At 69.7% G+C, this 26508-nt stretch carries 31 protein-coding genes; 13 read left to right on the top strand and 18 right to left on the bottom strand.

Annotation, left to right across the window (positions count from 1 at the left end; translation table 11 throughout):
* Positions 1–76: 76 nt before the first annotated feature.
* Complete coding sequence (locus tag IEY26_RS16490; RefSeq protein ID WP_188980874.1) at positions 77–859, top strand: DUF7388 family protein; 783 nt, start codon at positions 77–79, stop codon at positions 857–859.
* Here the strand turns inward: IEY26_RS16490 and IEY26_RS16485 are convergent, their stop codons facing one another.
* The gene (locus IEY26_RS16485) at positions 860–1012 is read right to left on the bottom strand and encodes a hypothetical protein (RefSeq protein ID WP_188980872.1); all 153 of its coding nucleotides are present in this window, start codon (positions 1010–1012) and stop codon (positions 860–862) included.
* 179 nt (positions 1013–1191) lie between these two features.
* On the opposite strand from IEY26_RS16485, the gene IEY26_RS16480 reads away from it, so the two are divergent.
* From IEY26_RS16480 to IEY26_RS16470, 3 genes are read left to right on the top strand one after another with little or no spacing between them, the layout of a single operon-like run.
* Entirely contained in the window at positions 1192–1953 is a 762-nt protein-coding gene (locus tag IEY26_RS16480; RefSeq protein ID WP_188980869.1) for a creatininase family protein, read from the top strand.
* Positions 1950–3044 (top strand): NAD(P)/FAD-dependent oxidoreductase, encoded by a 1095-nt coding sequence (locus IEY26_RS16475; RefSeq protein WP_188980868.1) that lies wholly within the window; start codon positions 1950–1952, stop codon positions 3042–3044. The genes IEY26_RS16480 and IEY26_RS16475 overlap by 4 nt, the downstream gene beginning before the upstream one ends.
* A 51-nt stretch (positions 3045–3095) precedes the next feature.
* Positions 3096–3488, top strand: coding sequence for a hypothetical protein (locus tag IEY26_RS16470; protein ID WP_188980867.1), 393 nt, complete (start codon positions 3096–3098; stop codon positions 3486–3488).
* Between the two features lie 112 nt (positions 3489–3600).
* Here IEY26_RS16470 and IEY26_RS16465 read toward each other — a convergent pair whose 3' ends face one another.
* Together IEY26_RS16465 and IEY26_RS16460 are read right to left on the bottom strand one after the other, a co-directional pair.
* A complete protein-coding gene (locus tag IEY26_RS16465; RefSeq protein ID WP_188980866.1) occupies positions 3601–4011 on the bottom strand; it encodes an Hsp20 family protein in 411 nt (136 codons plus the stop codon).
* Positions 4008–4166 carry a DUF7559 family protein gene (locus tag IEY26_RS16460; protein WP_188980865.1) on the bottom strand — a complete coding sequence of 53 codons (159 nt, stop codon included), beginning with the start codon at positions 4164–4166 and terminating at the stop codon, positions 4008–4010. Before IEY26_RS16460 ends, IEY26_RS16465 begins: the two co-directional genes overlap by 4 nt.
* Positions 4167–4330: 164 nt before the next feature.
* Here IEY26_RS16460 and IEY26_RS16455 point away from each other — a divergent pair, with 164 nt between their 5' ends.
* Positions 4331–6028 carry a radical SAM protein gene (locus tag IEY26_RS16455; RefSeq protein ID WP_188980864.1) on the top strand — a complete coding sequence of 566 codons (1698 nt, stop codon included), beginning with the start codon at positions 4331–4333 and terminating at the stop codon, positions 6026–6028.
* Between the two features lie 361 nt (positions 6029–6389).
* Here IEY26_RS16455 and IEY26_RS16450 read toward each other — a convergent pair whose 3' ends face one another.
* The 5 genes from IEY26_RS16450 to IEY26_RS16430 all read right to left on the bottom strand — a co-directional run bounded on the left by IEY26_RS16450 (position 6390) and on the right by IEY26_RS16430 (position 8884).
* Positions 6390–6815 (bottom strand): TRAM domain-containing protein, encoded by a 426-nt coding sequence (locus IEY26_RS16450; protein WP_188980863.1) that lies wholly within the window; start codon positions 6813–6815, stop codon positions 6390–6392.
* A gap of 104 nt (positions 6816–6919) precedes the next feature.
* Entirely contained in the window at positions 6920–7564 is a 645-nt protein-coding gene (locus IEY26_RS16445; protein ID WP_188980861.1) for a YkgJ family cysteine cluster protein, read from the bottom strand.
* 41 nt (positions 7565–7605) lie between these two features.
* Positions 7606–8361 (bottom strand): MBL fold metallo-hydrolase, encoded by a 756-nt coding sequence (locus IEY26_RS16440; protein ID WP_188980859.1) that lies wholly within the window; start codon positions 8359–8361, stop codon positions 7606–7608.
* 43 nt (positions 8362–8404) lie between these two features.
* Positions 8405–8674: a helix-turn-helix domain-containing protein gene (locus tag IEY26_RS16435; protein ID WP_188980857.1), complete on the bottom strand. Its 270-nt coding sequence runs from the start codon at positions 8672–8674 to the stop codon at positions 8405–8407.
* Positions 8675–8743: 69 nt separating this feature from the next.
* Positions 8744–8884 carry a hypothetical protein gene (locus IEY26_RS16430; protein WP_188980855.1) on the bottom strand — a complete coding sequence of 47 codons (141 nt, stop codon included), beginning with the start codon at positions 8882–8884 and terminating at the stop codon, positions 8744–8746.
* 91 nt (positions 8885–8975) lie between these two features.
* Between IEY26_RS16430 and IEY26_RS16425 the strand changes: the two genes are divergently transcribed.
* Positions 8976–9680 carry a class I SAM-dependent methyltransferase gene (locus IEY26_RS16425; protein ID WP_188980853.1) on the top strand — a complete coding sequence of 235 codons (705 nt, stop codon included), beginning with the start codon at positions 8976–8978 and terminating at the stop codon, positions 9678–9680.
* A 54-nt stretch (positions 9681–9734) separates the two neighbouring features.
* Positions 9735–10673 (top strand): glycosyltransferase family 2 protein, encoded by a 939-nt coding sequence (locus tag IEY26_RS16420; RefSeq protein ID WP_188980851.1) that lies wholly within the window; start codon positions 9735–9737, stop codon positions 10671–10673.
* Positions 10674–10733: 60 nt separating this feature from the next.
* Here the strand turns inward: IEY26_RS16420 and IEY26_RS16415 are convergent, their stop codons facing one another.
* Positions 10734–11543, bottom strand: coding sequence for an amidohydrolase family protein (locus IEY26_RS16415; RefSeq protein WP_188980849.1), 810 nt, complete (start codon positions 11541–11543; stop codon positions 10734–10736).
* A gap of 104 nt (positions 11544–11647) precedes the next feature.
* Here IEY26_RS16415 and thsA point away from each other — a divergent pair, with 104 nt between their 5' ends.
* Positions 11648–13216: a thermosome subunit alpha gene (gene thsA / locus IEY26_RS16410; RefSeq protein ID WP_188980847.1), complete on the top strand. Its 1569-nt coding sequence runs from the start codon at positions 11648–11650 to the stop codon at positions 13214–13216.
* A 66-nt stretch (positions 13217–13282) separates the two neighbouring features.
* Here thsA and IEY26_RS16405 read toward each other — a convergent pair whose 3' ends face one another.
* Positions 13283–13903, bottom strand: a complete 621-nt coding sequence (locus IEY26_RS16405) for a phosphoribosyltransferase (protein ID WP_188980845.1) — start codon at positions 13901–13903, stop codon at positions 13283–13285.
* A gap of 162 nt (positions 13904–14065) precedes the next feature.
* Here IEY26_RS16405 and IEY26_RS16400 point away from each other — a divergent pair, with 162 nt between their 5' ends.
* A complete protein-coding gene (locus tag IEY26_RS16400) occupies positions 14066–15370 on the top strand; it encodes an APC family permease (RefSeq protein ID WP_188980843.1) in 1305 nt (434 codons plus the stop codon).
* Between the two features lie 139 nt (positions 15371–15509).
* Here the strand turns inward: IEY26_RS16400 and IEY26_RS16395 are convergent, their stop codons facing one another.
* Both IEY26_RS16395 and IEY26_RS16390 read right to left on the bottom strand, forming a co-directional pair.
* On the bottom strand, positions 15510–16121 hold the full coding sequence (locus IEY26_RS16395) for a trimeric intracellular cation channel family protein (protein ID WP_188980841.1): 612 nt from the start codon (positions 16119–16121) through the stop codon (positions 15510–15512).
* Between the two features lie 94 nt (positions 16122–16215).
* Positions 16216–16737, bottom strand: a complete 522-nt coding sequence (locus IEY26_RS16390; RefSeq protein ID WP_188980840.1) for a nicotinamide-nucleotide adenylyltransferase — start codon at positions 16735–16737, stop codon at positions 16216–16218.
* Positions 16738–17030: 293 nt separating this feature from the next.
* Between IEY26_RS16390 and lonB the strand changes: the two genes are divergently transcribed.
* From lonB to IEY26_RS16375, 3 genes are all read left to right on the top strand, one after another.
* The gene (gene lonB / locus IEY26_RS16385) at positions 17031–19064 is read left to right on the top strand and encodes an ATP-dependent protease LonB (RefSeq protein ID WP_188980838.1); all 2034 of its coding nucleotides are present in this window, start codon (positions 17031–17033) and stop codon (positions 19062–19064) included.
* Positions 19064–19489: a DUF7575 domain-containing protein gene (locus IEY26_RS16380; protein ID WP_229774187.1), complete on the top strand. Its 426-nt coding sequence runs from the start codon at positions 19064–19066 to the stop codon at positions 19487–19489. The genes lonB and IEY26_RS16380 overlap by 1 nt, the downstream gene beginning before the upstream one ends.
* A 98-nt stretch (positions 19490–19587) precedes the next feature.
* The gene (locus IEY26_RS16375; protein WP_188980836.1) at positions 19588–20487 is read left to right on the top strand and encodes an alpha/beta hydrolase; all 900 of its coding nucleotides are present in this window, start codon (positions 19588–19590) and stop codon (positions 20485–20487) included.
* A 197-nt stretch (positions 20488–20684) separates the two neighbouring features.
* Here the strand turns inward: IEY26_RS16375 and IEY26_RS16370 are convergent, their stop codons facing one another.
* The 5 genes from IEY26_RS16370 to trpC form a co-directional block, all read right to left on the bottom strand.
* Complete coding sequence (locus IEY26_RS16370; protein WP_188980834.1) at positions 20685–21851, bottom strand: 3-dehydroquinate synthase II; 1167 nt, start codon at positions 21849–21851, stop codon at positions 20685–20687.
* A gap of 147 nt (positions 21852–21998) precedes the next feature.
* Positions 21999–22784 (bottom strand): 2-amino-3,7-dideoxy-D-threo-hept-6-ulosonate synthase, encoded by a 786-nt coding sequence (locus IEY26_RS16365; RefSeq protein WP_188980832.1) that lies wholly within the window; start codon positions 22782–22784, stop codon positions 21999–22001.
* 46 nt (positions 22785–22830) lie between these two features.
* Positions 22831–23661 (bottom strand): tryptophan synthase subunit alpha, encoded by an 831-nt coding sequence (gene trpA, locus IEY26_RS16360; RefSeq protein WP_188980831.1) that lies wholly within the window; start codon positions 23659–23661, stop codon positions 22831–22833.
* Positions 23658–24896 carry a tryptophan synthase subunit beta gene (gene trpB / locus IEY26_RS16355; RefSeq protein WP_188980829.1) on the bottom strand — a complete coding sequence of 413 codons (1239 nt, stop codon included), beginning with the start codon at positions 24894–24896 and terminating at the stop codon, positions 23658–23660. Before trpB ends, trpA begins: the two co-directional genes overlap by 4 nt.
* Entirely contained in the window at positions 24893–25663 is a 771-nt protein-coding gene (gene trpC, locus IEY26_RS16350) for an indole-3-glycerol phosphate synthase (protein WP_188980827.1), read from the bottom strand. Before trpC ends, trpB begins: the two co-directional genes overlap by 4 nt.
* Positions 25664–25775: 112 nt before the next feature.
* On the opposite strand from trpC, the gene IEY26_RS16345 reads away from it, so the two are divergent.
* Positions 25776–26234, top strand: a complete 459-nt coding sequence (locus IEY26_RS16345; RefSeq protein ID WP_188980826.1) for an MGMT family protein — start codon at positions 25776–25778, stop codon at positions 26232–26234.
* Here IEY26_RS16345 and IEY26_RS16340 read toward each other — a convergent pair whose 3' ends face one another.
* On the bottom strand, positions 26235–26453 hold the full coding sequence (locus IEY26_RS16340; protein ID WP_188980825.1) for a SpoIIAA family protein: 219 nt from the start codon (positions 26451–26453) through the stop codon (positions 26235–26237).
* Positions 26454–26508: the final 55 nt, after the last annotated feature.

The raw sequence follows: 26508 nt of genomic DNA, 5'->3' as shown, positions 1-26508 counted from the left end.
CGCGTATGGTCGCAGAGACGATGGATCGCGTTCCGCGAGCCCACGACTGACCCCTTCTCTAACGGAGTGATTCGAGTTGCATAGCGAGACCGCCGTCACAGAGGCGCGTGTCGCGTTCGACGCCGTCGCCCTCAAACCCGAAGAGTGCGACGTCCGCGACGCTCTCGATATCTCGATTCCTCGCGTCGTCGTCGACTACGAGGGCCGAGCGGCCTTCCCGGACCGCGGGACGCTCGCCGACCTCGCCGCCGCCAAGGACGTGCGGGTGACGACGCCCGTGCGCGCCGACGGCTTCGACCCGCGCGGCGACGACGCCCTCGACCGCGACATCCCCGAGGGCGTCGGCCGCGTGCTCGTCGCCGGTCACGCCGCCTACCTCACCGACGCGGAGCGAGCGCGCGCCGTCGCCCCCCGGCTCGGCGACGCCACCGGCAGACACCCGGACGCCTGGGTCGGCACGGAGGGCGTCGAACGCGTCGCGCTCGCCACCGGCGCACCCCAGTTCGAACTCCTCTCACGAACCACTGAGCGGGACGTGCGCGCGCTCCGCGCCGCCGGCTACACCGGCGACATCGCCGTCTACGCTCCCACCGTCCTCACGGACGACGAGGACGCGGTGCTCGACGCCGTCGGTGCCTACGCCGCTCGCCGCGGCCCCGTGAACCGCGCGCTCCCCGACGACGCCGCCACCGACGGCGACGCCGCCGGCCGCGCCCGCGAGGTCCTCTCGAAGGCCGTCCGCGACTACGCGCTCGTCGGCAACGCGGCGACCGTCAGCGAGCGCGTGGACGCCCTCCGCGAGGCCGGCGTCGACCACGTCGTCGCCTACCCCGCCCGCGGCCTCGACGACCTCGTCTGACTACTCGCGGCCGACGTACGTCCGCGAGACCCGCCGTTCGAGGTAGGCGTCCTCCCCCCGGTTCTCAACGAACGACTCGACTTCCGCGAGCGGGAGCTCCGAGACGTCGACCCCCGCGAACGATACCCCCTGACTGCTTCCATCTCGCGTCATACTCCTCTCTCGCCGGCCACCGAGCATATACCTCAGCCATACGCGGGGTGAAAGTGAAACTGAAACCGCCGTCGAGAAAACCCGCCGCCGTCTCCGGATTCTTCCGAACCGCTTCGCGCTCCAGTTTCACTCGCCGCCGGGACGCGAACCCTGAAGGGCCGGGCCGACGCCCACTCCGTATGCGCGAACTCCACGAACACACGACGACGACGGCCGCCGACGCCCTCGGCGAGGCCGAGGTCGCCGTCCTCCCCACCGGGAGCGTCGAACAGCACGGCCCCGCGCTCCCGCTCGGCACCGACCTCTTCGCCGCCGCCGGCGTCGCCACCCGCGTCGACCGCGCCGACGCAATCGTCCTCCCCGGCGTCCCCGTCGGCGTGAGCGACCACCACCGCCAGTTCCACGGGACGCTGTCCACGACCGAGGAGACCTTCGCCGACTACGTCGCCGACATCGTCGAGAGCGTCGCCGCCCACGGCGTCCGCAAGGTCGTCGTCGTCAACGGCCACGGCGGCAACACGAACGCCCTCCGGCGCGCCGCCCGCCGCCTCCGCGCCGACGACGTCGCCTTCACCGTCCCCTGGCACTGGTGGGACAACCTCGACGACCTCATCGACGCGCGATTGGACACCTCGCTCGGGCACGCCGACGCCGTCGAGACGAGCGCGATGCTCCACCTCACCGAACTCGTCCAGGAAGACCTCCTGGCCGACGCCGAGGCCGGCGCGGCCGACTCGTGGGGGCGGGAAGTGCCGGGCGGCGCTGACGTCGGCTTCGACACCGCGGACTTCTCCGACTCCGGCGCTGTCGGCCACCCCACGGACGGCACTGCGGAGATCGGCGCGGAGCTCGTCGCCGAAGCCGTCGACGACCTGAACGCCCTCGTCGACTGGCTCGCGGCACAGCGATTCGAGGACCTCCGGCCCGCCCCGCACCGATGACGGTCTCCGTCGCCGTCGTCGGCGCGGGCGCGGTCGGCCTCACCGCCGCCTACGACCTCGCCGAGGCCGGCGCGGACGTCACCGTCTTCGAGCGCGAGACGGTCGGCGCGGGGAGCAGCGGGCGCGCCGCCGGCGTCCTCTACGACGCCTACAGCGACGCCGTCGACGCCCGCATCGCCGACCGCGCGCTCGACCGCTTCCGCGCCTTCTCGGGGCGCGGCGACTTCGCCTTCCACGAGACGCCCTACGTCCAGTTCGCCACCGACGCCGAACGCGCCGACGTCATCGAGGAGACCGTCTTCCACCTCCAAGCGCAGGACCGCGACGTCTCGGTTATCTCTCGCGACGACCTCGAACGCGAGTTCCCGCACGTCGACTGGTCGGACGTCGAAGGCGCGATGGTCGCGCGGAACGCCGGCTACGCCGACCCCGCGACCTACCCCGCGCTCCTCGCCGACCTCGCCCGCGAGCGCGGCGTCGACGTCCGCGAGCGCACGCCCGCCGAACTCACGCTCGACCCGACCGCGGTGAACGGCGACCCCTTCGACGCCGTCGCCGTCGCCGCCGGCGCACACACCAAACAGGTGCTCGCCGACGCCGGTCTCTCCGTCCCACTCAAACCCTACCGCGTGCAGGCGCTCGTCGCCACCGGCCCGCCCGTCCCGATGTTCCACGACGCCACCGCCGGCTACTACGCCCGCCCCCACCCCCAGGGCATCCTCGCCGGCGACGGCACCGAACCCCGCGAGTTCGACCCCGACGACTGGAACCGCGAGGGAGACGGCTGGTTCGAGGCCCGCACCCTCGCCGCCCTCCGCGAACGCCTCCGCGGTGACATCTCACTCCACCGCTCCTGGGCCGGCCTCTGCGTCGCCACCCCCGACGGCGACCCGCTCCTCGGCGAACTCGCAGACGGCGTCTACGTCGCCGCCGGCTGGCAGGGCCACGGCTTCATGCGCGCCCCCGCCACCGGCGAGGCCCTCGCCGACGCCGTCCTCGGCCGCGACGGCATCGACGTCGCTCCCTTCGACCCCGCGCGCTTCGACGGCGACGAGTCCTTCGCGATTCGCGAAGGCATGGATATCGGGTGATACGCGATGAACATCGGGTAATTTTAATTTCCCTCCCTCCGTGGCGAAACCATGGACGTGCTCGCGGACATGGCGACGATCACCGAGGAGAACGCCGGCGGGACCCTCCGCTACTTCGTCGGCGCGACTCCCGACGACCGCGACGTCGAACGCCTCTACCTCCGCGACGACGTCGAGTGGAACGCGAACCGCGACCGCGAAATCGAGAGCGAACTCGACAGCCTCGTCGCCGTCGACACCTACGAGACCCTCATGAGCGCCGAAAACATCAACCAGATAATCAAAGTCGCCGACGACAAAATCCTCTTCACCGGCTTCGTCGGGGACAAAGTCGCCATCGCCGCCTTCGACCGCGGCGTCTTCCCCCACCTCGACGACATCGTCTCCGAATTCCGCGCCTACATGGAAGAACACGACATCGAGTTCATCGCACTCGACGCCTAACCACGAATCACTCGAGCACGCCGCCACCTCGCTCTCACGCCGACGGCTCTCTCCCTCCGAAACGCCTCGGCTCGCTCCGAACCACGCGCTCCCCCGCGCTAATTCGCGCCTCTCACTCGCTCACGTCGACGCCGTTCGCTCCTTCCGAATCACGTTTTGGCACGTAGACGTAGAGCGTTCCGTCGTCGTTGAGCTGTGCGCGCGTGGCGTCGGCGTCGACATCGGCGTCGGCCGGGAGTTTCGCGGAGCCGTCGAGCGCGAGGCCGCGCCCCGGGAACCGCATCTCGAACCCCGGGCGTGGCTCGCGGAATCGGTCGATGCGCGCGCGCACCTCGCGGCCGTCGACGTCCACCTGGACGTCCTGGCTCGTCACGCCCGGCGCGTCGAACACCACGAGGTACTCCTCGTCGCTCTCCAGCACGTCCACGGGGAGCGGGCGCTCCTCCTGGAAGCGCGACGCCGCACGCCCCACGCGCTTCAACGCCTCCGTCCCCAGCGCCTTCCCGAACTCTGTCCCCCTCATCCCATCGTCTCCTCCAGGCAGTCCGTCCCCCCGCAGTACGGGCACTGGAAGTCCTCGACGCCGACGTCGTCCGGCATGTCGTAGGTGTAATGCATGTCGAACATGTCCATCTCGCAGTCGTCGCTCGTACAGGTGAGTTCCAGCGTTGCGGGCATATCTCGTTGTTCGACTGCCAGCGGCATAAACGGGCGGGACGCGGCACTGAATCGCGGAACCCGAACGTCGCCGCACGCCGGCCGCGCCGCGTTCGACGGCCGTCTCGCGTGGCGACCCGGGCGAGTCAGCCGAGTTTTTACGCGTCGACGCCGTATCCGGGCTAATGACTGACCCCGCGTCCCTGGACGTCGTGTTAGTGGACGGGTACGTGGACGAACCCGCGCACTTCGGCGTTCCCCCGTATATCTCGACGTATCCGCGCTACACGGCGGGCGCGCTCGTCGACGCCGGCGTCCCCGAGGAGAACGTCACCTACCACACCATCGACGCGCTCCGCGAGGAGCGCTCGCGGTGGCTGGACGTCGAGCGAGCGGACCTCCTCGTCTACCTCGGCGGAATGACCGTCCCCGGCAAGTACGTCGGCGGGACGCCCGCCGAACCCGACGAAGTCCGCGAGCTCGCGTGGACGGCGAACGGGACGAGCGTCATGGGCGGCCCGATTCGGTTCGGCGTCGGCGAGGAGAACGCCGGCGCGAGCGACATGGAACGCAAGGACCTCGACTTCGACTTCGTCGCGAAAGGCGACGTCGAAGCCGCCGTCTACGACCTCGTCTCCGAGGGCATGGAGGGCTTCGGGAACCGCGTGCGGAGCAACGAAGAGATCGACCGCTGGGGCGCGAAAGGCGCGTTCGTCGTCGACCAACACCCGAATTTCCCCGAATACCTCATCGCGGAACTGGAGACGAGCCGCGGCTGCGCCTACCGGTGTTCGTTCTGCACGGAACCCCTCTACGGCAACCCCTCCTTCCGCACGGCCGAGAGCGTCGTTCGGGAGGTCGAACAGCTCTACGAGGCGGGCGTGCGGCACTTCCGCCTCGGCCGGCAGGCCGACATCCTCGCGTTCGGCGGCGACGGCGAAGCCCCCAACCCCGACGCCATCCAGCGGCTCTACGGCGGCATCCGCGAGGTCGCGCCCGACCTCGAAACCCTCCACCTCGACAACATGAACCCCGTGACCATCGTGGACTACCCCGAGGCGTCGCGGGAAGCCATCGAAATCATCGCCGAGCACAACACGCCCGGCGACACCGCCGCGTTCGGCCTCGAGTCCGCCGACCCCGTCGTCCAGGAGAAGAACAACCTCCTCGTCACCGCCGACGAGTGCTTAGAGGCGATTCGCGTCGTGAACGAAGCCGGCGGCTGGCGGCCCGGCGACGACCCCGCCGACGCCCCCACGACCGGTGCCGACGCGGCGAACCGCCTCCCGAAGATTCTCCCCGGCATCAACCTCCTCCACGGCCTCCAGGGCGAACGCCCCGAGACCTACGAGCACAACAAGCAGTTCCTCCAGCGCGTCTACGACGAGGGCCTGATGCTCCGCCGCATCAACATCCGTCAGGTCATGGCCTTCGAGGGCACGGAGATGAGCGACACCGGCGCGAGCATCGCCAACGACCACAAACAGAACTTCAAATCCTACAAGCAGGAGGTGCGCGAACAGATCGACAACCCGATGCTGAACCGCGTCTGCCCACCGGGCACCATCCTGGAGGACGTCCACCTCGAATACCACCAGGACGGGAAGACGTTCGGCCGCCAGCTCGGCACGTACGCTCTCCTCGTCGGCATCCCCGGCGAACGCGAACTCGGCCAGTCGATAGATATCGCCGTCACCGGCCACGGCTACCGCTCCATCACGGGTATCCCGTACCCCCTCGACCTCAACGACGCCTCCATGGACGAGCTCCAGGCCATCCCGGGCGTCGGCTCGCAGTCCGCCGGCGACGTCGTCGTCAACCGCCCCTACGACTCGCCCGGCGACGTCCCCATCGATGCGGAGCTGCGGAAGTACGTGGAGTAACGTGGTTCGGAGCGAGCGAACGAACGTGAGCGAGGGAGAACCACGGAGGAGGCGAGCGGGAGCGACCGAATAGGGAGCGACACGCGAGTAATGTGGTTCGGAGAGGCCGCCGCAGGCGGTCGAGGGAGAACCACGGAGGAGGCGAGCGGGAGCGACCGATAGGGAGCGACACGCGAGTAATGTGGTTCGCGGTCGTCCCAACCGGATTCACGGAGAGACGAGGAGTGACCGAGAGGAATCGACGCGACAGGCGTAGGTTCGGCGCTCTGGGCGTTCGGGAGACGTGGCTCTGGCGGTCGGTGTGTGGTCGAGAGAATGGCGGCCGGTGGGGCCGCTGTGGGGTGGTCGGTGGCTGGTGCGGTTACTGTGGCTCCTCGTCGTCGATGATTTCGCCGACGGCGAAGTTGGATTTGACTTCGGTGATTTCGATCTTCACGCGTTCGCCGATTTCGGCGTCGGGGACGATGATGACGTAGCCGCGTTCGACGCGGGCGATGCCGTCGCCCTGTTTGCCGATGTCTTCGATTTCGACGTAGCGGATTTCGTTCTCCTCGACGGGCGGTTGTGGTTGGTCGGCCGTCGACGGGCCGGTGGAGGCGGCCGTCGACGTTGTCGTTTCGGTGTCGGCGTCGTCCTCGTCGCGGGCGATGAGTGCGACGCGGTAGGTCTCACCGGGTTCGATTGCGCCGGAGTCGATCTCGCGTCGGGGGATTTCGACGACGTACTCGTCGTCGGAGACCGCGACTTCCGCGTTGAACAGACAGAGGAGCTTATCAGAGATTTCCAAGGGAACAGACCTCCGGCCCGACCCACGTAATCGTTCGTAATATATCTTCGGCCTCTGCGGGTCGGTTCGGGCCGCCGCGGGCGTGGTTGGCGGGGCGCGGCGGGCTACTCGATTCGGGTGCCGTCGGCGCGTTTCGCGCCTTCGGAGTCGTGGACGACGGTTTCGCCGGGGGCGACGTCGACGGGGGCGTAGGCGTCGCGGACGCCGATGGCTTCTTCGAGTTCCGTGACGGCGCGTTCTTTGAGCGCGGCGGCCAGCTCTTCGGCGTCCTCCCGGCTGATGTCGCGACCGAGGCCCTCGCACTCGTGCGCGCGGACGACGCCGGCTTCGTCGACGGCGTCGCCCATCGGCTGGCTGGTGCCGGCGAGCGCGACGCTGAACGGGTAGGTCTCGCAGATGAGCGGGCGGTCCGCGTGGACGCCGCAGGCTCCCCGGCCGTCGTGTTCTTCGTAGAAGACGCAGTCGCCGCACGCGTCGGTCTGGAGCGCCCACTCGAACGTCTCGCCGGTCCCGTCGGCGTCGAGGCCGTAGGGCATCGGGCGCGCGACGTCGTTCCACTCACTGTCCGTCTCGGCTTCGAGGGTGCGGATTTCGTCCGGGAAGACGGTGGCGGTGTGGGGGTCGTCGGCCTCGGCGGTACAGCACGCGCCGCAGCGCGTGCACTCGAATCCGATGGACTCGATGGCGTCCGCGAGGTCGTCGACGTCCAGTCCGCGGGCGCGTTCGAGCTCGGTTTCGAGGCTCTCCATAGGGAGAGAACGCGCGAGAGGTGGAAAAACGCCCCGCTCTCTCAGCGCGGTTCGGCGCGGTCGCCGTCCCACGCGACGCGCTTCTCGACGGCGAGTTTCTCGAGGTGGGCGCGGACGGCTTCGACGGCGAGCGGGCGGGCGTCGCCGAGGTTTCGGTCGTAGGCGGCGTCGACGACTTCGCTCGCGGTTCGCGCGCCCCCGTGGACGGCGGTCTCGACCTGGCGCTCGCGGTAGCGGCGGTGTGCGAGGAGTTCCGCGATGCGCTCCATCGGGTTCTCGATGCGCGGGCCGTGGCCCGGGTAGAGCGTCCCCGGTTCGGCGGCGCGGAGGTGGCGGAGGCTCGCGAGGTACGCGCGCATGTCGCCGTCGCGCGACCCGACGTAGGTCGAGGTGTCGCGGAAGACGAGGTCGCCCGAGACGATTTCTCCGTCCACTCGGAACGCGACGTGGTCGGGCGCGTGTCCGGGCGTCTCCAGGACGGTCGCGGGGCCGACGCGGTCGCCCTCGCGGAACGTCTCGTCGGGTTCTACGCCGGTCGAGTCCTCGAAGCGGTCCTCGCGGCCGTACCGACACCAGACGGTCGCGTCGGTCGTCGCGGCGTAGTGGGCGACACCGGCGACGTGGTCGGGGTGGGTGTGCGTGAGCGCGAGGTGCTCGACGTCGGCGGCGGCGACGGCGTCGTCGAGCTCCGGGGTGCGCGCGGCCGGGTCGACGAGGAGCGTGTCGCCGACGAGCGCGCCGTTCGTCTCCCCGCCGGGCGCGGCGGCGTCCACGGGGAGGGCGAAGGAGTCTATCACGTCGGCGGGTAGGCGGGGCGGGAGAAAAAGACGTTCGTCCGCGTCAGGCGGAGAGGGAGTAGACCTGCTTCCGGGCGTCGCGGAAGCTGTGGCGGGAGTCGACGAGGCCGGCGTCGTCGAGGCGGTTGAGGGCGTAGCGGACCGTCCGGTCCGGGAGGAGGGTCTCGGTGGCGAGTTCGCCCTGGGAGAGCGGGGCGTCGCTCTCTAAGACTTTGGCGACGAGCTTGGCGCTCGGCGGGAGTTCGCGGAGAGTGTCGCGGAACGCCTCGTCGTTCCGGATCGGAGAGTGTTTCTGTTCGACAGATGTGCTCATACCGCGTAGGTGACTCGGGACGTCGGGTAAAGGTTGGCTATATGCACGACTATATTCCTTATATCCATATTACTCTCTGTCGGCGTGTTCGTTGTACGTCCCGAGCGCGCGCCCGCAGCCCGGACAGTGGACGTGGTGGACGCCCTCCACGCGGTGGTCGTCGAGTTCGTCGACGTCGAAGGTCTCGTGGCAGCCTGGACACGTCGGCATACGACGTGGTACGGCCACACCCACCATAGACGTTCGCGCCGGCCTTCCAGTACGGTTTTATGCTTCCGCCGAGGTATTTCGAGCGAATACCGTGAAGGGCCAGGAGTGGTATCAGACCGCCGAGGTCGCCGAGGAGTACGACGAGAAGCGATTCTCCCGCGGCGGCCGCCTCATCGACCGGCGGGAGAAGCGAGCGGTGCTCGAAGCCATCGGACCCGTCGACGGGGAGCGCGTCCTCGAAATCGCCTGCGGGACCGGGCGGTTCACCGTGATGCTCGCCGAACGCGGCGCGGACATCACCGGCCTCGACATCTCCGAGGCGATGCTCCAGGAGGGCCGGGAGAAGGCGCACGCCGCCGGCGTCGACGACCACCTCGAGTTCATGCGCGGCGACGCCGCGCGCCTCCCGTTCCCCGACGACCACTTCGACGTCGTCTTCGCGATGCGCTTCTTCCACCTCGCCGACACCCCGGCGAAGTTCCTCACCGAGATGGCGCGCGTCTCCAAGGACGTCGTCTTCTTCGACACGTTCAACGCGCGCAGCACGCGCTCGCTCTACAACTGGCTCCTCCCGATGGGGTCGCGCCTCTACACGCGCGGGCAGGTCGAACGCCTCGTCGACGGCGCGAACCTCTCGCTCGCCGGCGCTGAACACGACTTCATCCTCCCCTACGGCTTCTACCGGAAGATTCCCGACTGGGTCGCCGACCCCATCCGGAACCTCGACGTCTCCGTCGTCGACACGCCCGTCGGCCAGCCGCTCGCGTCCGTCTCCTACTGGCGGACGAGCGTCTGACGCCCGGAGGACGCGTCCCGTGGTGTTTTTACGCCCCGACTCGTTGTAGCGGGCATGGAGCTGTCCGTGGTCGTCGCCACGCTGAACGCCCGCGACAGCCTCGCCGACGCGCTGTCCGCGCTCGACGACCACGCTCCCGGCGTCGAAGTCGTCGTCGTCAACGGCCCCTCCTCCGACGGCACGTCCGGCCTCGCGCGCGCCCACCCCGCCGTCGACGTCCTCCTCGAACTCTCCGAACGCAACCTCAACGCCGCCCGGAACGCCGGTATCTCCGCCGCGAACGGCGACGCCGTCGCCTTCGTCGGCCAGGACTCCCGCATCCGCGAGTCGTGGCTCGACGGCGTGCGCGCAGCGTTCGACGCCGGCGCGGACGCCGTCACCGGCCCCGTCCACCGCGAAGTCTCCGGCGGCGTCACCACCGAATCCCTCGAATCCGCGACCGTCGCCGGCCGCGACGTCTCCTTCTTCGACGGCGGCAACGTCGCGTTCGCCCGCGACACCCTCGACGCCCTCGACGGGTTCGACGAATACCTCGAAACCGGCGGCGCGCGCGACGCCGCCCACCGCCTCGCCGCGCTCGACCGAACCGTCCGCTGGGAGCCGTCGATGGTCGTCCTCCGCGAAGACCACGAGGACGTCGCCGACCGCGTCGTCTCCGCCTCCGACGAGTCCCGCTGGGGCGTGAAATACCGCGCGCTCGGCTACCGCCTCGCGAAGAACTACGGCGTCCGCCCCGGCGTCGCCTTCGTCCTCGCCAAACAGGCGGGACTGGACGCGTGGACGGTCGCCCGCGACGTCGTCTCCGGCGAAGAACTCCCCTCGAAGTGGGTGTCCAACGGCTCTGCCGTCGTCCGCGGCGCGGCCGACGGCGTCCGCGACGGCACGCGCGCCCGCCGCGCCGACACCACCCCCCGCCGCAACCCCAACGGCGTCTCCACGCGCATGGACCGAGCCGTCGCCCGCCACGACGCCCACGAACAGCAGTCTATCTGAACGCCCGCCGCTCCTTCCACACTGCGTCAGCCGTCGAGGCCGATGGTGCTCGACGATGCGTCAGCCGTCGAGCCCGGGGATGACGCGTCGGGGGTTTTTCTCGAACGCGCGGCCCATGAGGTCTTCGGGGACGTCGAGCGTGAGGAGTTCCATGACGGCGACGTTCGGGTGGACGTCGGGGACGCCGCTGCCGAAGAGCACGCGGTCGGGGTGTTCGCGGAGCGCGCGTTCGAGGAGGTCGCGGTAGCGGACGGCGGCGGTGTCGAGGTAGAGGTCGTCGCGGGCGTCGAGGAGGTCGAGGGCGTCGGTCATGCGGTCGCGGTCGAGGGGGTGGCCGCCGAAGCCTTCGAGGATGACGGTGAGGCCGCGGCCGAGGAGGGACGCTTCGACCTGCGCGGGCGTGAGGGCGTCGCCGGCGTGGACGAGGAGGGGGAGGTCGGTGGCGGCGAGGACGTCGAGGGTCTCCTCGTCCGGGAGGCCGTCGGTCGCGGGGTCGAGGTAGAACCCGTCGAATCGGTCGTCGTAGGCGTACTGTTCGACGTCGTCGGGGCTGGTGTGGGCGTCGTCGCGGACGGCGGTGAGGTTCCGGAGGCGGGAGCGCGCGGTCTCGCCGGGGGCGCGCGGGCCGTCGATGCGGGCGAACGCGACGAACGGCCGGTCGACGCTCGCGCGCGCCACGGCGTTGTTCGCGCGGAGATACCCCGCTTCTTCCGGGCCGGCGTGGACGACGGCGCGGACGACGCCGGCCTGGTGGAGTTCCCGTTCGAGCTCCTCGGCGTCGACGTCGCGGCCGCGGGCCGGCGGCGTCGGGCCGGCGTGGAGGCGCGCGTTCACGTCGACGACGCGGAACCCGTGGTTCAACTCCAGCATACGGGGGTCTCTCGCGGCCGGCTATTTCTCTCTGACGGACGCCGCGCGCTGTGCGAGCACACGGCGCGAAACGTACATATAGAACCGCTAACCATCCAGATAGTATGGCCGTTAGAGGTTCACGCAGTCCGGTGTTTATCCTCGGTGACGACGCGCAGCGCACCCGCGGGCGCGACGCGCAGTCCTCGAACATCACCGCCGGGAAAGCGGTCGCGGAGTCCGTCCGCACGACTCTCGGTCCGCGAGGCATGGACAAGATGCTCGTTGACTCGACGGGGACGGTCGTCATCACGAACGACGGCGTGACCATCCTCGAGGAGATGGATATCGAACACCCCGCCGCGCAGATGCTCGTCGAGGTCGCGCAGACGCAGGAGAGCGAAGTCGGCGACGGCACGACGACGGCGTCCGTCCTCGCGGGCCAGCTCCTCGCGAAGTCGGAGGAGCTCGTCGAACAGAACGTCCACCCGACGACCATCGTCGAGGGGTACGCGCAGGCCCGTGACTTCGCGCTCGAAGCGCTCGACGACCTCACGCTGGACGACGAACTCGACGACGCGCTCCTCCGCCGCGTCGCCGCGTCAAGCATGACCGGGAAGGGCACGGGCGACGTCTCCGCCGACCGCCTCGCGGACCTCGTCGTCGACGCCGTCCGACGCGTCGAGACCGCCGAGGGCGTCCAGCGCGACAACGTCCGCATCCAGACGGAGGTCGGCGCGGCCGCCTCCGAATCCGCGCTCGTGGAGGGCATCGTCGTCGACGAGGAACCCGTCCGCGACAACATGCCCCGGAGCGTCGAGGACGCCACCGTCGCCATCCTCCGCACGAAGCTCGACACGCGCGAGGCGAGCGTCGACGCCGAGTACAACATCACGGACGTCGACCAGCTGAACGCCGCGCTCGACGCCGAAGAGGCCGAGTTCGAATCCTATGCGCAGTCGCTCGACGACGCCGGCGTCGACGTGCTCTTCTGCACGAAGAAAATCGACGACCGCGCGGCCGCCCACCTCGCGAAGCACGGCATCCTCGCGTTCAAGTCCGTGAAGACCTCGGACGCGAAGGCGCTCGCCTCCGCGACCGGCGCGGTCAGCATCGCGTCCGTCGACGACATCGACGCCGACGACCTCGGCTACGCCGCGTCCGTCCGCGTGGAGCGCGTCGGCGAGGACGACCTCACCTTCGTCGAAGGCGGCGCGGACGCCGAGACCGTCACGCTCCTCCTGCGCGGCGGCACCGAGCACGTCCTCGACGAACTCGAACGCGCCGTCGGCGACGCCCTCGACGTCGCGGCGGTCGCCCTCGACGAGGGCGGCGTCGTCCCCGGCGCGGGCTACCCCGAAATCAAGCTCGCCGACCACGTCCGCGAGCGCGCGAACTCCATCAGCGGCCGCGGCCAGCTCGCCGCCGACGCGTTCGCCGACGCGCTCGACGTCCTCCCGCGCACCCTCGCGGAGAACACCGGCATGGACCCCATCGACGCTCTCGTCGACCTCCGCGCCGCCAACGAGACCGGCCGCGCCGGCCTCATCGCCACCGGCGAACACGGCGACATCGCCGACCCCGTCGACCACGGCGTCTTCGACCCCGCCGCCGTCAAACGCGAAGCCTTAGAGTCCGCCACCGAAGCCGCGACGATGATCCTCCGCATCGACGACATCATCGCCGGGGAATAAGCATACGCACCGACGCGCACTTTCTGCTCTCCCCCGCTGACGAGACCCGCGATGCGGCGGTTCGACCTACCGTCGGAGGTATGCGCGGGCTTCGTCGTCTGTCACTTGCTCGAAATCCCGGTAGAACTGGCCGACGGCTCGGAAGGCCGCGGGTTCCTCAAGGGCGACGACGTCGTCGACCTCCTGTCGGAGTCGATCGAGGGTGTCTGGCGGGCCGACGGGGACGGCGACGACGACCGACGCGGCACCCGCCTCGTTCAGCCGGCGGACGCTCGCGAGCATCGTCGCGCCCGTCGCCACGCCGTCGTCGACGACGACGACACGCCGCCCCGCGACCGGCTCGGGGTCGCCCGTGCGGTAGGTCTCCTCTTTCCGCCGCGCGGTCTCGGCGGCGCGTTCCCGCGCTTCCGCGACGTACGCGTCCGAGACACCGAGCCGAGCGATGGCGTCCTCGTTCAGCCACGCGCTCCCGTCGGGCGCGGCCGCGCCGATGGCGTACTCCGCGTCCCCCGGCGCGCCCAGCTTCTTCGCGGCGACGATGTCGAGCGGCACGCCGAGCGCGTCCGCGACCGGGCGGGCGACCGGGAGGCCGCCGCGTGGAATCGCGACCACGAGGTCCGCCTCGACGCCGGCGTCACGGAGCGCCGCCGCCAACGCCGCCCCCGCGTCCGTTCGGTCATCGAGCATGCGTGTGCCGTTCGACGCCGCCCGTGAAAGGCTTGTGGCGCGAGCGACCCTGATCGATGGGTTGCCGACGCCGTCGCCGACTCTGCCGCTGCGACGACCCCGCCCGCGGCGTGATGCTTCGAGCCGTAATCCGTAACTCCGCGGCGCGACAGAACTCCGATAATGGCTGAGAAACTCGGGCTGCCGTCGAGTGTCTCTATCGCCCTCGGCGGGATGATCGGGGGCGGCATCTTCTCCGTGCTGGGCGTCGTCGCGAAGATCGCGGGCGCGCGGACGTGGCTCGCGTTCACCGCCGCCGGCGTCGTCGCGCTCTGCGCGGGCTACTCGTACAACAAACTGAACGCGGTCGCAGCGCGCCACGGCGCGTCCGTCACCTACGTCCAGCGGTTCACGGGGAACGCGACGCTCGCCGGCATGGTCGGGTGGACCTTGCTCTTCGGCTACATCGGTTCGATGGCGATGTACGCCTACGCCTTCGGCGAGTTCTCCGTGCAACTCCTCGGCCTCCACGCCGCGTTCGGCCCCGTCGCCCGCCCGGCCGTCTCCACGCTCGCCGTCGCCGGGTTCGTCGGACTGAACCTCCTCGGCGCGCGGGCGTCCGGCACCACCGAGAACCTCCTCGTGGGCGCGAAGATGCTCGTCCTCGTCGGCTTCGGCGTCGCCGGCGCGTACTACGGCCACGCGGAGGGCGTCCTCTCCTATGGCGCGTCCGGGAGCCTCGGCGTCGCGCCGCTCGTCGCCGCCGCCGTCTCCTTCGTCGCCTTCCAGGGCTGGCAGCTCCTCTTCTACGACCGCGAGAGCATCCGCGACCCCGACACCACCATCGCCCGCGCGGTCTACGTCGCCATCCCCGTCGCCGTCGCCGTCTACGTCCTCATCGCCGTCGTCACCACCAGCCTCCTCTCCCCCGAGACTATCGCCCAGTACAAGGAGGTCGCGCTCGCCGCCGCCGCCGAACCCTTCCTCGGACAGCGAGGCTACACCCTCATGTCGCTCGCCGCCGTCGTCTCCACTGGCTCCGCCATCAACGCGACGCTCTTCTCCGCCGCGCACTTCGCCAAGGGGATGCTCGACGAGAACCTCCTCCCCGACCGCGTCGGCGACGGCGACGCCGACGGCGTCCCCGAACGCACCCTCGTCCTCCTCGGCGTCATCACCGTCGGCTTCACCATCTACGGCAGCCTCGACGGCATCACCACCCTCGCCAGCCTCGCCTTCATCGTCGTCTTCGGCGCCATGAGCGCGCTCGCCTTCCGCCTCCGCGACGACGACCGCGTCAATCCCGTCCTCCCCGCCGTCGGCGTGCTCGGCACCGCCGCCTTCCTCCCCCTCCTCTTCTACCACCTCCTCAGCCGCGAACCCCGCACCTTCGTCGCCGTCGTCCTCACCGCCATCGCCGTCTTCCTCATCGAACTCTCCTACTTCGAACGCGAGCAGCTCGCCCGCGTCGCCGGCCTCCACGACTGACCCGGGCCGCTCGTCCCACCCACTGCTCTCCCCCGTCCACGGTCGTTCCCGCCCTCGAACTCGTCTCCCGCACACAGTCCGAGATGGTCGAGGAGCGCATCGAGAAGGCCGGACGGAGCGTTCGCAATAACCGGCCGGGTCAGAGCTTCGGGAGCCGCCACCCCCAGTGGAGCGCGGCGAGGCGGGTGGTGAAGACGACGCCGGCGCACGCGACCGCCGCGGTCCGCGCCGTCGCGCCGGCCGCCGACGCCGCGACGAAGACGACGCCGCCGCCGATAGCGCACGTCGCGTAGAAATCCTCCGTGAGCACGAAGGGCACGCGGTCGAGGAGCACGTCGCTAATCGTCCCGCCGCCGACGCCGGTCAGCGTGGCGAGCACGACGACGCCGAACGCCGTGACGCCCGCTTCGACGCCGACGAGCGCGCCCGTCGCCGCGAACGCCGCCAGCCCGACCGCGTCGGGCACGAGGAGCGCCGGCCGGTCGAGGAGGTCGCGCTCCTCCGTCACCGCTGCGAGCGCGACCGCCAGCACCACGCCGACACCCGCCCACGCCACGTCGCCGCTCCCGCCGAGCGCCGCCGGCACGCGACCGACGAGCACGTCGCGCGTGATGCCGCCGCCGAGCGCCGTCAGAAAGCCGAGAACCGCGACGCCGAGCAGGTCGAGGCGGGCGTCGCTCGCCTTCAGCGACCCGACGACCGCGAACGCCACCAGCCCGACCGCGTTCATCACGTCGAAGACCGAGACCATACACGACTCTGGACGCAGCCCGGCAAAAACCGCTCGACACCGCCGCCGCTCGTCGACGCCGAGGAAGGGGCCGACGCCGAGCGAGACCGTTCCGTCACTCGTCGATGCTCGTGTCGGTCTCCGCGACCTGCGTGATGCGCTCCACGCCGCCGACCTCGCGGATGACGGCCGCGACGGCGTCCGGGACGAGCGCCGCCCAGTCGTCGCCTCGGACCATCCGCTCGCGAATCTCCGTCCCCTCTAAGACGTCGCGTTCGAACATCGGCGACCCCTCGACGCGCACGCCCTTCTCCTCGAAGAGCCGGACGACGAGCGGGTTGTTCGAGTACGCCACGTCGAACTCCGGCGTCATCGACTGGACGTGGCTCACCCAGACCGCGTTCCGGTCGAGGTCCTCGATGGGGACCGCGTAGACGGTGAGCTCGTGGTCGGCGAGCGCCTGCCGAATCATCATGATGCGCTCCCCGGCCGTGAAGGGGTCGTGGGTCGAGTGGGAGTCTCCCGCGCTCCCGATGCCGAGGACGAGTTCGTCGACGTCCGCCGCGATCTCCTCGACCACGCGGTAGTGGCCGTCGTGGAACGGCTGGAACCGGCCGATGTAGAAGCCGCGTCGCATGACTGAACGTCCCCACGCGCCCGCATAAGCGTGGCGAGTTTCCACGCCCCCGTTTCGGCCTCGCCCGGCGTCGACGCCGCGCTCGCGTCGAGTCACACTGCCTGTCCGCGTCGAGTCGTACCACTCGCTCGCGACGGCTCCGAGCCGGCCGCAGCGGCCGCGACTCACGACCCGACCCGTTGACGGCGCTACCCGGCGTTTTCGCGGGCTACGAGGCGCGTACGTGTGTTCCGGAGGGAGAAAGTATATCAATCGCGCTCCCTTGAAATTCAACCAACGGAACTACCGTTCTCATGAGCGACGACCCCACGACTGACCTTCCGCCTCCGAAGGACGATTCGGAGGCGGGTGCGGACGAACCGACCGACGGGGACCTCGACGCCCTCGGTAGCGAGGTCGCCGTCGAGGGGGAGAACGTCGAAATCGACGAGGCGAACGAGGACGACCTCCTCGGCGGCCTCCGCTTCGACGACACCTCGAACATCAGCATCCCCGACCGACTGGTCGACCAAGTCATCGGCCAGAAGGAGGCGCGCGACATCGTGATGCGCGCCGCGAAACAACACCGCCACGTGATGATGATCGGCTCCCCGGGGACGGGGAAGTCGATGCTCGCGAAGGCGATGAGTTACCTCCTGCCGAAGGAGTCGCTCCAGGACGTCCTCGTCTACCACAACCCCGACGACTCGAACGAGCCGAAAGTTCGGACGGTCCCGGCGGGGAAGGGCGACCAGATCGTCGAAGCCCACCGCGAGGAATCCCGGAAACGCAACCAGATGCGTTCCTTCCTGATGTGGATCATCCTCGCCGTCATCATCGGCTACTCCTTCCTGGTGGTCCACCAGATCCTCATCGGCATCCTCGCCGCCGGGATCATCTACTTCGCCTTCCGGTACTCCAGCCGGGGCGGGGACGCGATGGTGCCGAAGCTCCTCATCAACAACGCCGACCGCTCCGTCGCGCCGTTCGAGGACGCGACCGGCGCGCACGCGGGTGCGCTGCTCGGCGACGTCCGCCACGACCCGTTCCAGTCCGGCGGGATGGAGACGCCGAGCCACGACCGCGTCGAGGCCGGTGCCATCCACAAAGCGAACAAGGGCGTGCTGTTCGTCGACGAGATCAACACGCTCGACATCCGCAGCCAACAGCACCTGATGACCGCGATTCAGGAGGGCGAGTTCGCCATCACCGGGCAGTCCGAACGCAGCTCGGGCGCGATGGTGCAGACCGAACCCGTCCCCTGTGACTTCATCATGGTCGCCGCGGGGAACATGGACGCGATGGAGAACATGCACCCGGCGCTCCGCTCCCGAATCAAGGGCTACGGGTACGAGGTGTACATGGAGGACACCATCGACGACGACCCCGAGATGCGCCGGCAGTACGTCCGGTTCATCGCGCAGGAGGTCGACAAGGACGGCCGCCTCCCGCACTTCTCTCCGGACGCCGTCCGGGAGATCATCCTGGAGGCGAAGCGTCGCGCCGGCCGGAAAGGCCAGCTGACGCTCGAACTCCGCGACCTCGGCGGGCTCGTCCGCGTCGCCGGCGACATCGCGCGGTCTCGCGACGCCGAGAGGACGACGCGGCAGGACGTCCTCGACGCGAAGAAGCGCTCGCGCAGCATCGAACAGCAGGTCGCCGACGACTACATCGAACGCCGGAAGGATTACGAGCTCCGCGTCTCCCAGGGCGAAGCCGTCGGGCGCGTGAACGGGCTCGCCGTCATGGGCGGCGACTCCGGTATCGTGCTCCCCGTGATGGCGGAAGTCGCGCCGTCGCAGGGCCCCGGTGAGGTCATCGCGACCGGCCAGCTGAAGGAGATGGCACAGGAGGCCGTCGAGAACGTCTCCGCCATCATCAAGAAGTTCAGCGACGAGGACCTCTCCCAGAAGGACGTCCACATCCAGTTCGTTCAGGTGGGTGAAGGCGGCGTCGACGGCGATTCGGCCTCGATTACGGTCGCGACCGCCGTCATCAGCGCGCTCGAAAACATCCCCGTCGCGCAGGACCTCGCCATGACCGGGAGCCTCTCCGTCCGCGGGGACGTCCTCCCCGTCGGCGGCGTGACGCACAAGATCGAAGCCGCCGCGAAAGCCGGCTGTAAGCGCGTCATCATCCCGAAGGCGAACGAACAGGACGTCATGATCGAAGACGAGTACAAAGACCAGATCGAGATCATCCCGGTGAGCCACATCAGCGAAGTGCTCGACGTGGCGCTCGTCGGCGAAGTCGAGAAGGACTCGCTTGTCGACCGCCTGAAGAACATCACGAGCAAGGCGCTCGACGCCGGCCAGCAGGGCGCGTCCGGCAGCGCGAGTCCGAACTAGTGAGCGTGAATCGACGCGGCCTCATCGCGAGCGCGCTCGCCTTCGTCTACCCGGGGCTGGGTCACGCCTACCTCCGGACGTGGGCGCGGGCGTTCGCGTGGTTCGCGCTCGCCATCGTCACCGCCGCGCTCCTCCTGCCGGACTCGGCCTACCAGGTCGCCCAGCAGGGCGGCGTGATGGCGCTCGTCGACTACGAGTTCCCGCTCTACGTCACCGTCGGCGTGCTCGCCGTCCGCCTCGCGACGATGGTGGACGCCTACCGCGTCGCCGTCCAGCAGTCCATGCCCTCCACCGCCGACGCGACGGAGGAGCCGGCGTGCCCGGTCTGCGGGCGCGCGCTCGACACCGAACTCGACTTCTGCCCGTGGTGCACCACGGAGCTCGAGTGGGTCGACGACGCCGACCAGTACGACTCGACGCGGTAGCCGCCCCCGTCTCTCGCGACCCCCGCTCACTCGAGGGGTCTTCTCGCCGCGTTCACCGGCCCGCCATCGGTTTGTGCGTCCGGTGCGTCTCGGCGGTCGTGACCGCACTCGCCCACACTGACGTCACCGCGAGCGACGGGACGCGACTCCGGCGCTGGGAACGCGCCCCCGCTGATGCCACCGAAGCCGTCTGCTTCGTCCACGGCGCGACCTACGGCGGGCGCAGCGCGTTCGCCCCGGACGGGTTCTCTTGGCTCGACGCGGTCGCCGACGCTGGACGCGCGGCTTTCGCCGTGGACGTCCGCGGGTACGGCGACGCCGAGCGCCCGCCCGAACTCGACGTGCCCGCCGCCGACAACGGCCCCGTGGTTCGCGCGCCGACCGCCGCGAGCGACGCCGCCGACGCCTTCACCGCTATTCGCGATACCTACGACACCCTCCACCTCGTCGGCTACTCGTGGGGGACCATCACGGCCGGGCACGCGCTCACCGCTGACGGGTTCGACGCCGATTCACTCGTCCAGTACGCGCCCGTCTACAGCCCGCCCGCGTCCCGCCGCGACTACTACGCACCGGGAGAGCCGCCGAAGGCCTACCGGCACGTCGACCGCGACACCGCCCGCGACCGGTGGCGCGCACAGCGCGACGCCGCGGTCCCCGACGACGCCTTCGACGCCTTCTGGGCGACGCTCGACGAATCCGGTCAGCGCGTCCGCGACGAGACCGTGGTCGCGCCGAACGGAACGCTCGCCGACCTCGCCGCATCGATCGACGACCCCCAGTACGACCCCGCCGACATCGACGTCCCGACGCTCGTCGTCCGCGGTTCTCGTGATACCGCGTCCACTCGCGACGACGCCCTCGCGCTCTACGACGACCTCTCCACGCCTGACGCGACCTACGCGGAACTCGCCGGCGGCACGCACTTCCTCCAACTCGAGGAGAACAGAGAGCGACTCTACGACGCCGTCGAGGCCTTCCACGACCGCGTCAGCTGAATCGGACGTCTTGGATGACCAGAACCGCCACGACGACCCCGCGAACGCGGTAGGCGTCGAGTTCTGCGTCCGCTCACTCCGAGATGAAGGTACGGAACGACCTACGGAGACGTGTGACAGAGAACGAGCGAACCATCGGCCAGCGTCCGGCGACCGAGCGGGTCGCGTCGCGACCCGCCCGCAATAAAAACGTGCGTTTACTGCTCGATGATGCGTTCTTCGACGGGTTCGCCGAAGTGGCGGCCGCCTTCGTCGCGGTAGACGAGGAGGCTGTCGCCCTCGGCGAGGTCGGTGACGGCGAGCGGGCCGGCGTCGCTCTCGACTTTCACGGTTTCGGCGTTCTGGATGAGGGTCTCGAAGCGGTCGCCGTCCTCGGTTTCGACCTCGACGCGGAACATCGGGCGGCGCTCGATTTTCGCGCGGCCGACGGTGGCTTCGCGGGTGTGGCCGGCGGTGTCGACGATCTGGACTTCGTCGCCGGACTTGAGCTCGGAGAGGTATTTCGTCGTGCCGTCGGGGGTGCGGACGTAGGCGTGGACCGCGCCGGCGTTCACGCGGAAGGGGCGGGAGGCGACGTAGGGCGAGTCGGCGGTCTCGGCGTGCACGAAGAAGAACCCGCGGCTCATGGAGCCGACGAGCATGCCTTCGTCGCCGTCCATCATGGTGGCGGTGTCGACGCAGACGCGGTCGGCGGAGCCGGCTTCCTCGACGTCGACGACGGTAGCGTACTCGAACTCGAGCTGTTCGCGGTCGGCGGCGTCGCGGACGTTGCAGGTGCGTCGGATCTCGTCGGGGTTGTCGGTGTCGAGGAGGACGGCGTCGGAGCCGTGTTCGAGCGTCTCGAACGCCGTTTCGGCTTCCTCGGCGGTGGTGACGCCGGCGACGAGCGAGGTCTCGTCGCCGATGCGCGCGATGAGGTTTTCGAGCGGGATGATGGTCCAGTCCTCGCCGACGACGATGGTGTAGTCGGCGTCGCGCGCCGCGGCTTCCGCGAACGCCTCGTAGTCTTCGTCGAAGATACGGACGTACTGGCCGACGACGTCGTCGTTCCGCCGGAGCGTCGTCAGGTCCGCAGAGCCGGAGAAGTCACCGGGGAGGTCGATAGTGCCGTCGCCCTCGCCGTCCTTCCCGACGACGTAGGCGTCGGCCTCGGCGTGCTCGGACTCGGCGTCGCCGATGACGTCGACGTCGTCGGCGCGGAACGCCGCGACGTTCACGGAGCCGAGCTCGCGGACGCGCCCGACGTCGCGCTCGTCGACGAGTACCCAGTCCACGCCGGATTCGAGGCCGGCGGTGATTCGTTGCTTTCGCGTCTCCCAGTCACCGACCTCCGCGTCGGCTTTCAGCCAGACTTCCCGCGTCATACCCCTACGCATTCGTGCGGCCGGCTTGAACGTGGCGGAAGAGGATGTTAGACGCCCGAAACGTCCGCGGCCGCCCTCGATAACGCTCCGGAGGGGTATCGAGAACCGGGGAGGAAGTCGATGGTCTGGGCCGGTTCGCCGGACGGGTCAGTCGAGGAACTCGGCGTGGGCGTCGGCGGGGTCGGCGTCGTCGTGGACGACGGCGGCGATGGCGTTCGACATGGCTTCGGGGTCGTCGTGCTGGAAGACGGTTCGTCCGGTGGAGACGCCGGCCGCGCCGGCTTCCATCGCGCCGGCGACGCCTTCGAGGGTTTCGAGGTCGCCCTTCGGGCTGCCGCCGGCGATGATGACGGGCTTCGACGTCGATTCGACGACGTGCCGGAAGGATTCGGCGTCGCCGGAGTACGCGGTCTTCACGATGTCCGCGCCGGCTTCCTCGGCGAATCGGACGGCGTGTCCGAGGTTCGTGGCGTCGTGCTCGTCGACGCCGGGGCCGCGCGCGTACGCCATCGCGAGCACGGGCATCCCGAGGCGCTCGGCGTTCCTCGTGACGCGGGAGAGGTCTTCGAGCTGTTTCGGCTCGTGGTCGCTCCCGACGTTCACGTGGATGGAGACGGCGTCCGCGCCGGCGCGAACGGCCTCCTCGACCGTTCCAGTCATGCGTTTGTCGTTCGCGTCCGGGCCGATCGTCGTCGAGGCGTTCAGGTGGACGATGTAGCCCGCGCCGTTCTTGTTCGGGTGGACGCGTTCGGCGATGCCTTTCTGTGTGAGCACGGCGTCCGCGCCGCCGCGTGTCACCGCGTCGATGGTCGCCTCGATGTCCTTCAGGCCCTTCACCGCGCCGAGGGTGATGCCGTGGTCCATCGGGATGGTGACGAGCTTCCCGTCTTTTCCGATGCGGTCGAGTCGTGCAGATTTGCCAGCGTCAGTCATTGCGATTGTGTAGCAAAGAGTCGGGTATGGTCGTTCCGGTTCCGGCTTATTCAGCGCCCTCGCGGGCACCCGTTTTCAGTTCGCACGCCTTCTCTTCGAGGCGCTCGGCGGCGGTGCCGTCGTCTGCGTGTTCCGCGATGATGTCGACGAAGACGCTCCCGGCGACGACGCCGTCCGCGCCGCCGGCGACGACCTCGCGGGCGTGTTCGCGCTCGGAGATGCCGAACCCGACAGCGAGCGGGAAGTCCGCGTTCTTCTCGCGGAGGCGGTCGAGGCTCGCGTGCGTGTCTCCGGAGACGTCCTCGCGCGCCCCCGTCGTCCCCATGCGCGCCTGGACGTAGACGAACCCGGAGGCGTGTTCGAGGATGCGCTCCGCGCGTTCGGGCGTCGTCGTCGGCGCGACGATGTAGACGAGCGCGATATCGTGTTTCTCGCAGGCCGCTTCGAGCTCGTCGGACTCCTCCAGCGGGAGGTCGGGGATGATGAGTCCCGAGACACCCGCCTCGGCGGCGTCGGCGACGAACGCGCTCACGTCGAGGTCTTCCGGCGTCTCCGCTTCGTCCGCGCCGTACTGGAGCAGGAGGTTGTAGTACGTCATGCAGACGATGGGGACGTCGACGTCGAGGTCGCGCACGAGGTCGAGGTAGTCCCGCGGCGTGATGCCCGCGTCCAGCGCGCGGCGGATCGCCGCCTGAATCGTCGGCCCGTCCGCGATGGGCTCCGAGAACGGCAGACCGAGCTCCACGACGTCCGCGCCGCCCTCGACGAGCGCCTCCACGTACGCCTTCGTCTCCTCGACGCCGGGGTCGCCGGCGACGACGTACGGCACGAGCGCCGGCTCACCCTCGAACGCCGCGCGGACATCCGCTCTCGTCATCGGAAGACCTCCATGTCGGGGGCGATATCGAGGTCGCGTTTCGCGGACTCCTCGATGACGGTATCTAAGTCCTTGTCGCCGCGGCCGGAGACGTTCACGACGACGGCGTCGTCCTCGTCGAAGTCCGCGTGTTCGAGGTAGGCGAGCGCGTGGCTCGACTCCAGCGCCGGGATGATGCCTTCTTCGCGGCTCAGCCGGTGGAAGGCTTCGAGCGCGTCGTCGTCGTCCACGTTCACCGGTGTCACTCGCTCCTCGTCGACGAGGTAGGCGAGTTCGGGGCCGACGCCCGCGTAGTCGAGGCCCGCGGAGACCGAGTGGGACTCGACGATCTGCCCCTCGCCCGTCTGGAGGAGCTTCGTCCGCGCGCCGTGGAGCACGCCCACGGTTCCGGTGCCGAGGGAGGCGGAGTTCGGCGCGTACGACTCGGCTTCTTCGACGCCGAGCGCGCTCCCGCCCGCTTCGACCGCGTAGAGGCTCACGGCGTCGTCGGGGACGAAGTGGTGGAACGCGCCCATCGTGTTCGACCCGCCGCCCGCGCAGGCGACGACGGCGTCCGGGAGGCTCCCGATGACCTCGCGGGACTGCTCGCGCGCCTCCTCGCTGATGACGGCCTGGAAGTCCCGAACCATCGTCGGGAAGGGGTGCGGGCCGACGACCGACCCGATGACGTAGTGGGTGTCTTCCACTGTCGTCGCCCAGTCCCGCATCGCCTCGTTCGTCGCCTCCTTGAGCGTTCCGGAGCCGACGTCGACGGGGTTCACGTCCGCGCCGTGCGTCCGCATCCGGAAGACGTTCGGCCGCTGCCGGTTGATGTCGGTGCGGCCCATGTAGATCTCGCAGTCGAGGCCGAGGTACGCGCAGGCCATCGCCGTCGCCGTGCCGTGCTGGCCCGCGCCCGTCTCCGCGATGACGCGGTCTTTCCCCATGTACTTCGCGAGGAGGGCTTGGCCGAGCGCGTTGTTGAGCTTGTGCGCGCCGCCGTGCACGAGGTCCTCGCGCTTGAGGTAGACGTCGTGGCCGTAGCGCTCGGAGAGGTTGTCCGCGCGGCCGAGCGGCGTCGGCCGCCCGCCGAAGTTCCGGAGGCGCTTCCGGAAGTCGTCGATGAAGCCGTCCTCGTTCTCCACCACGTATCGCCGGTGGGCGTCCGTGAGTTCCTCGACGGCGGGCATGAGCACCTCGGGAACGAACTGCCCGCCGTACTGCCCGAATTTGCCAGTGTTCTCCGCGCGACTCATGCGGACACCAACTCCCGCGTGTTCGCCTCGACGTCGCCGTCGGCCATGATGGCGGAGCCGACGAGGAGCGCGTCCGCGCCCGCGTCCCGCATCCGCCGGACGTCCTCCGGATTCCCGATACCGCTCTCCGCGACGAGCGTCACGTGGTCCGGGGCGTGCGGCGCGAGGTCCTCGAAGGTCCCGAGGTCCACGACGAGTTCGGCGAGGTCGCGATTGTTCACGCCGATGTACTCCGCGTCCACCGACACGGCTCTTTCGAGTTCCGCTCGCGTGTGGACCTCGACGAGCGGCTGGAACCCGCGCTCCAGCGCCGCCGCGTGCATCGCCTCCAGGCTGTCCGCCTCGTCGGTTTCGAGGAACCGCGCGATGAGGAGCGCGACGTCCGACTCGGCGACGTCGAGGTGCTCGGTGCGGAGCAGGAAATCCTTCCGGAGCACCGGGACGTCGACGGCGGCCCGCACGCGTTCGAGGTTCTCCACGCTCCCGCCGAAGTGCGTGGGCTCCGTGAGGACGCTCAGCGCGGCCGCGCCGCCGCGGACCATCGCTTCCGCGAGCGCGACGGGGTCCTCCGTCCGCTCGCCCTCGGTCGTCGGACTCGTCGGCTTCACCTCCGCGATTACCGGGACGCGTCCGTCGGCGTCCGCCGCCGCGAACGCCTCGTCCAGCGACCGCGCGTCCACGCTCACGCGCTCCGCGCCGCCCGGACGGTCGTCCGCGCTGTCCAGAATCGACTGGACCGCCGGCGCTAGCTCGACTCCATCGTTCATTACTGTACGCTAATGAGCTAATCTGTACATTAGTCTTTCCCACGTGGCGGGCGCTCGCGAGACGGGAACCGCGGGTGGGAAGCTTGAAGAAGCAGACACCCGACCTCCCCGTATGGACGACGCCGGTATCTACGCAGCCGACGCCCCGTACCTCGAACGGTACGTGCAGATCGGCGTCGCGGGCGAGAACGTCATCTCCGTCAGCTTCCCGAACGCCCCGCCCGAAGACGCCGAAGCCGACCACCCCGTCCTCGACCGCATCCTCGCCTACCTCGAAGGCGTCAAAGACGACTTCGCGGACGTCACCATCGGCCTCACCGTCCCCACCGACCACCGCAGCGTCCTCGAAGCCGTGCGAGACATCCCCTACGGCGAACAGCTCACCGTCGACCAGCTCGTCGCCAAGACCCCCGGCCTCGACCCGAACGACGAGACGAGCGCCGACGCCGTGCGGAACGCCCTCGCCGACAACCCCCTCCCGCTCGTCGTCCCCGACCACCGCGTCCGCGACGGCCCCAGCGGCGCACCCCCCGACGTCGAACAGAAACTCCGCAGCCTCGAAGGCCTCTAGTTACGCTCCGCCTTCCAGCCACGCCCAGGCGTCGTCGACTTCGCCGCCGTCGTAGTGGCGGACGTCGCGGTCGGTGAGGCGGTCGCCGAGCCGAGTCGCCGACTCCGCGAACCGCCTGCCGCCGACGACGGCGTACCTCTCGATGTCGTCGCCGTGCGTCCGCCAGAACGCGATGTCCTCCTCTAACGCGCCGCGGTCCGGCCACGGGAACTCGGACACGGACGAGGACGTTCACCGACCCCTCCTCGGCGACGGCTTCCTCCAGGACGAGGAT

It is taken from the genome of Halocalculus aciditolerans, from assembly GCF_014647475.1.
GTDB lineage: Archaea > Halobacteriota > Halobacteria > Halobacteriales > Halobacteriaceae > Halocalculus > Halocalculus aciditolerans.
Note: the sequence above shows the minus strand (reverse complement) of the source record. Positions and strands in the feature narration are given on the sequence as shown.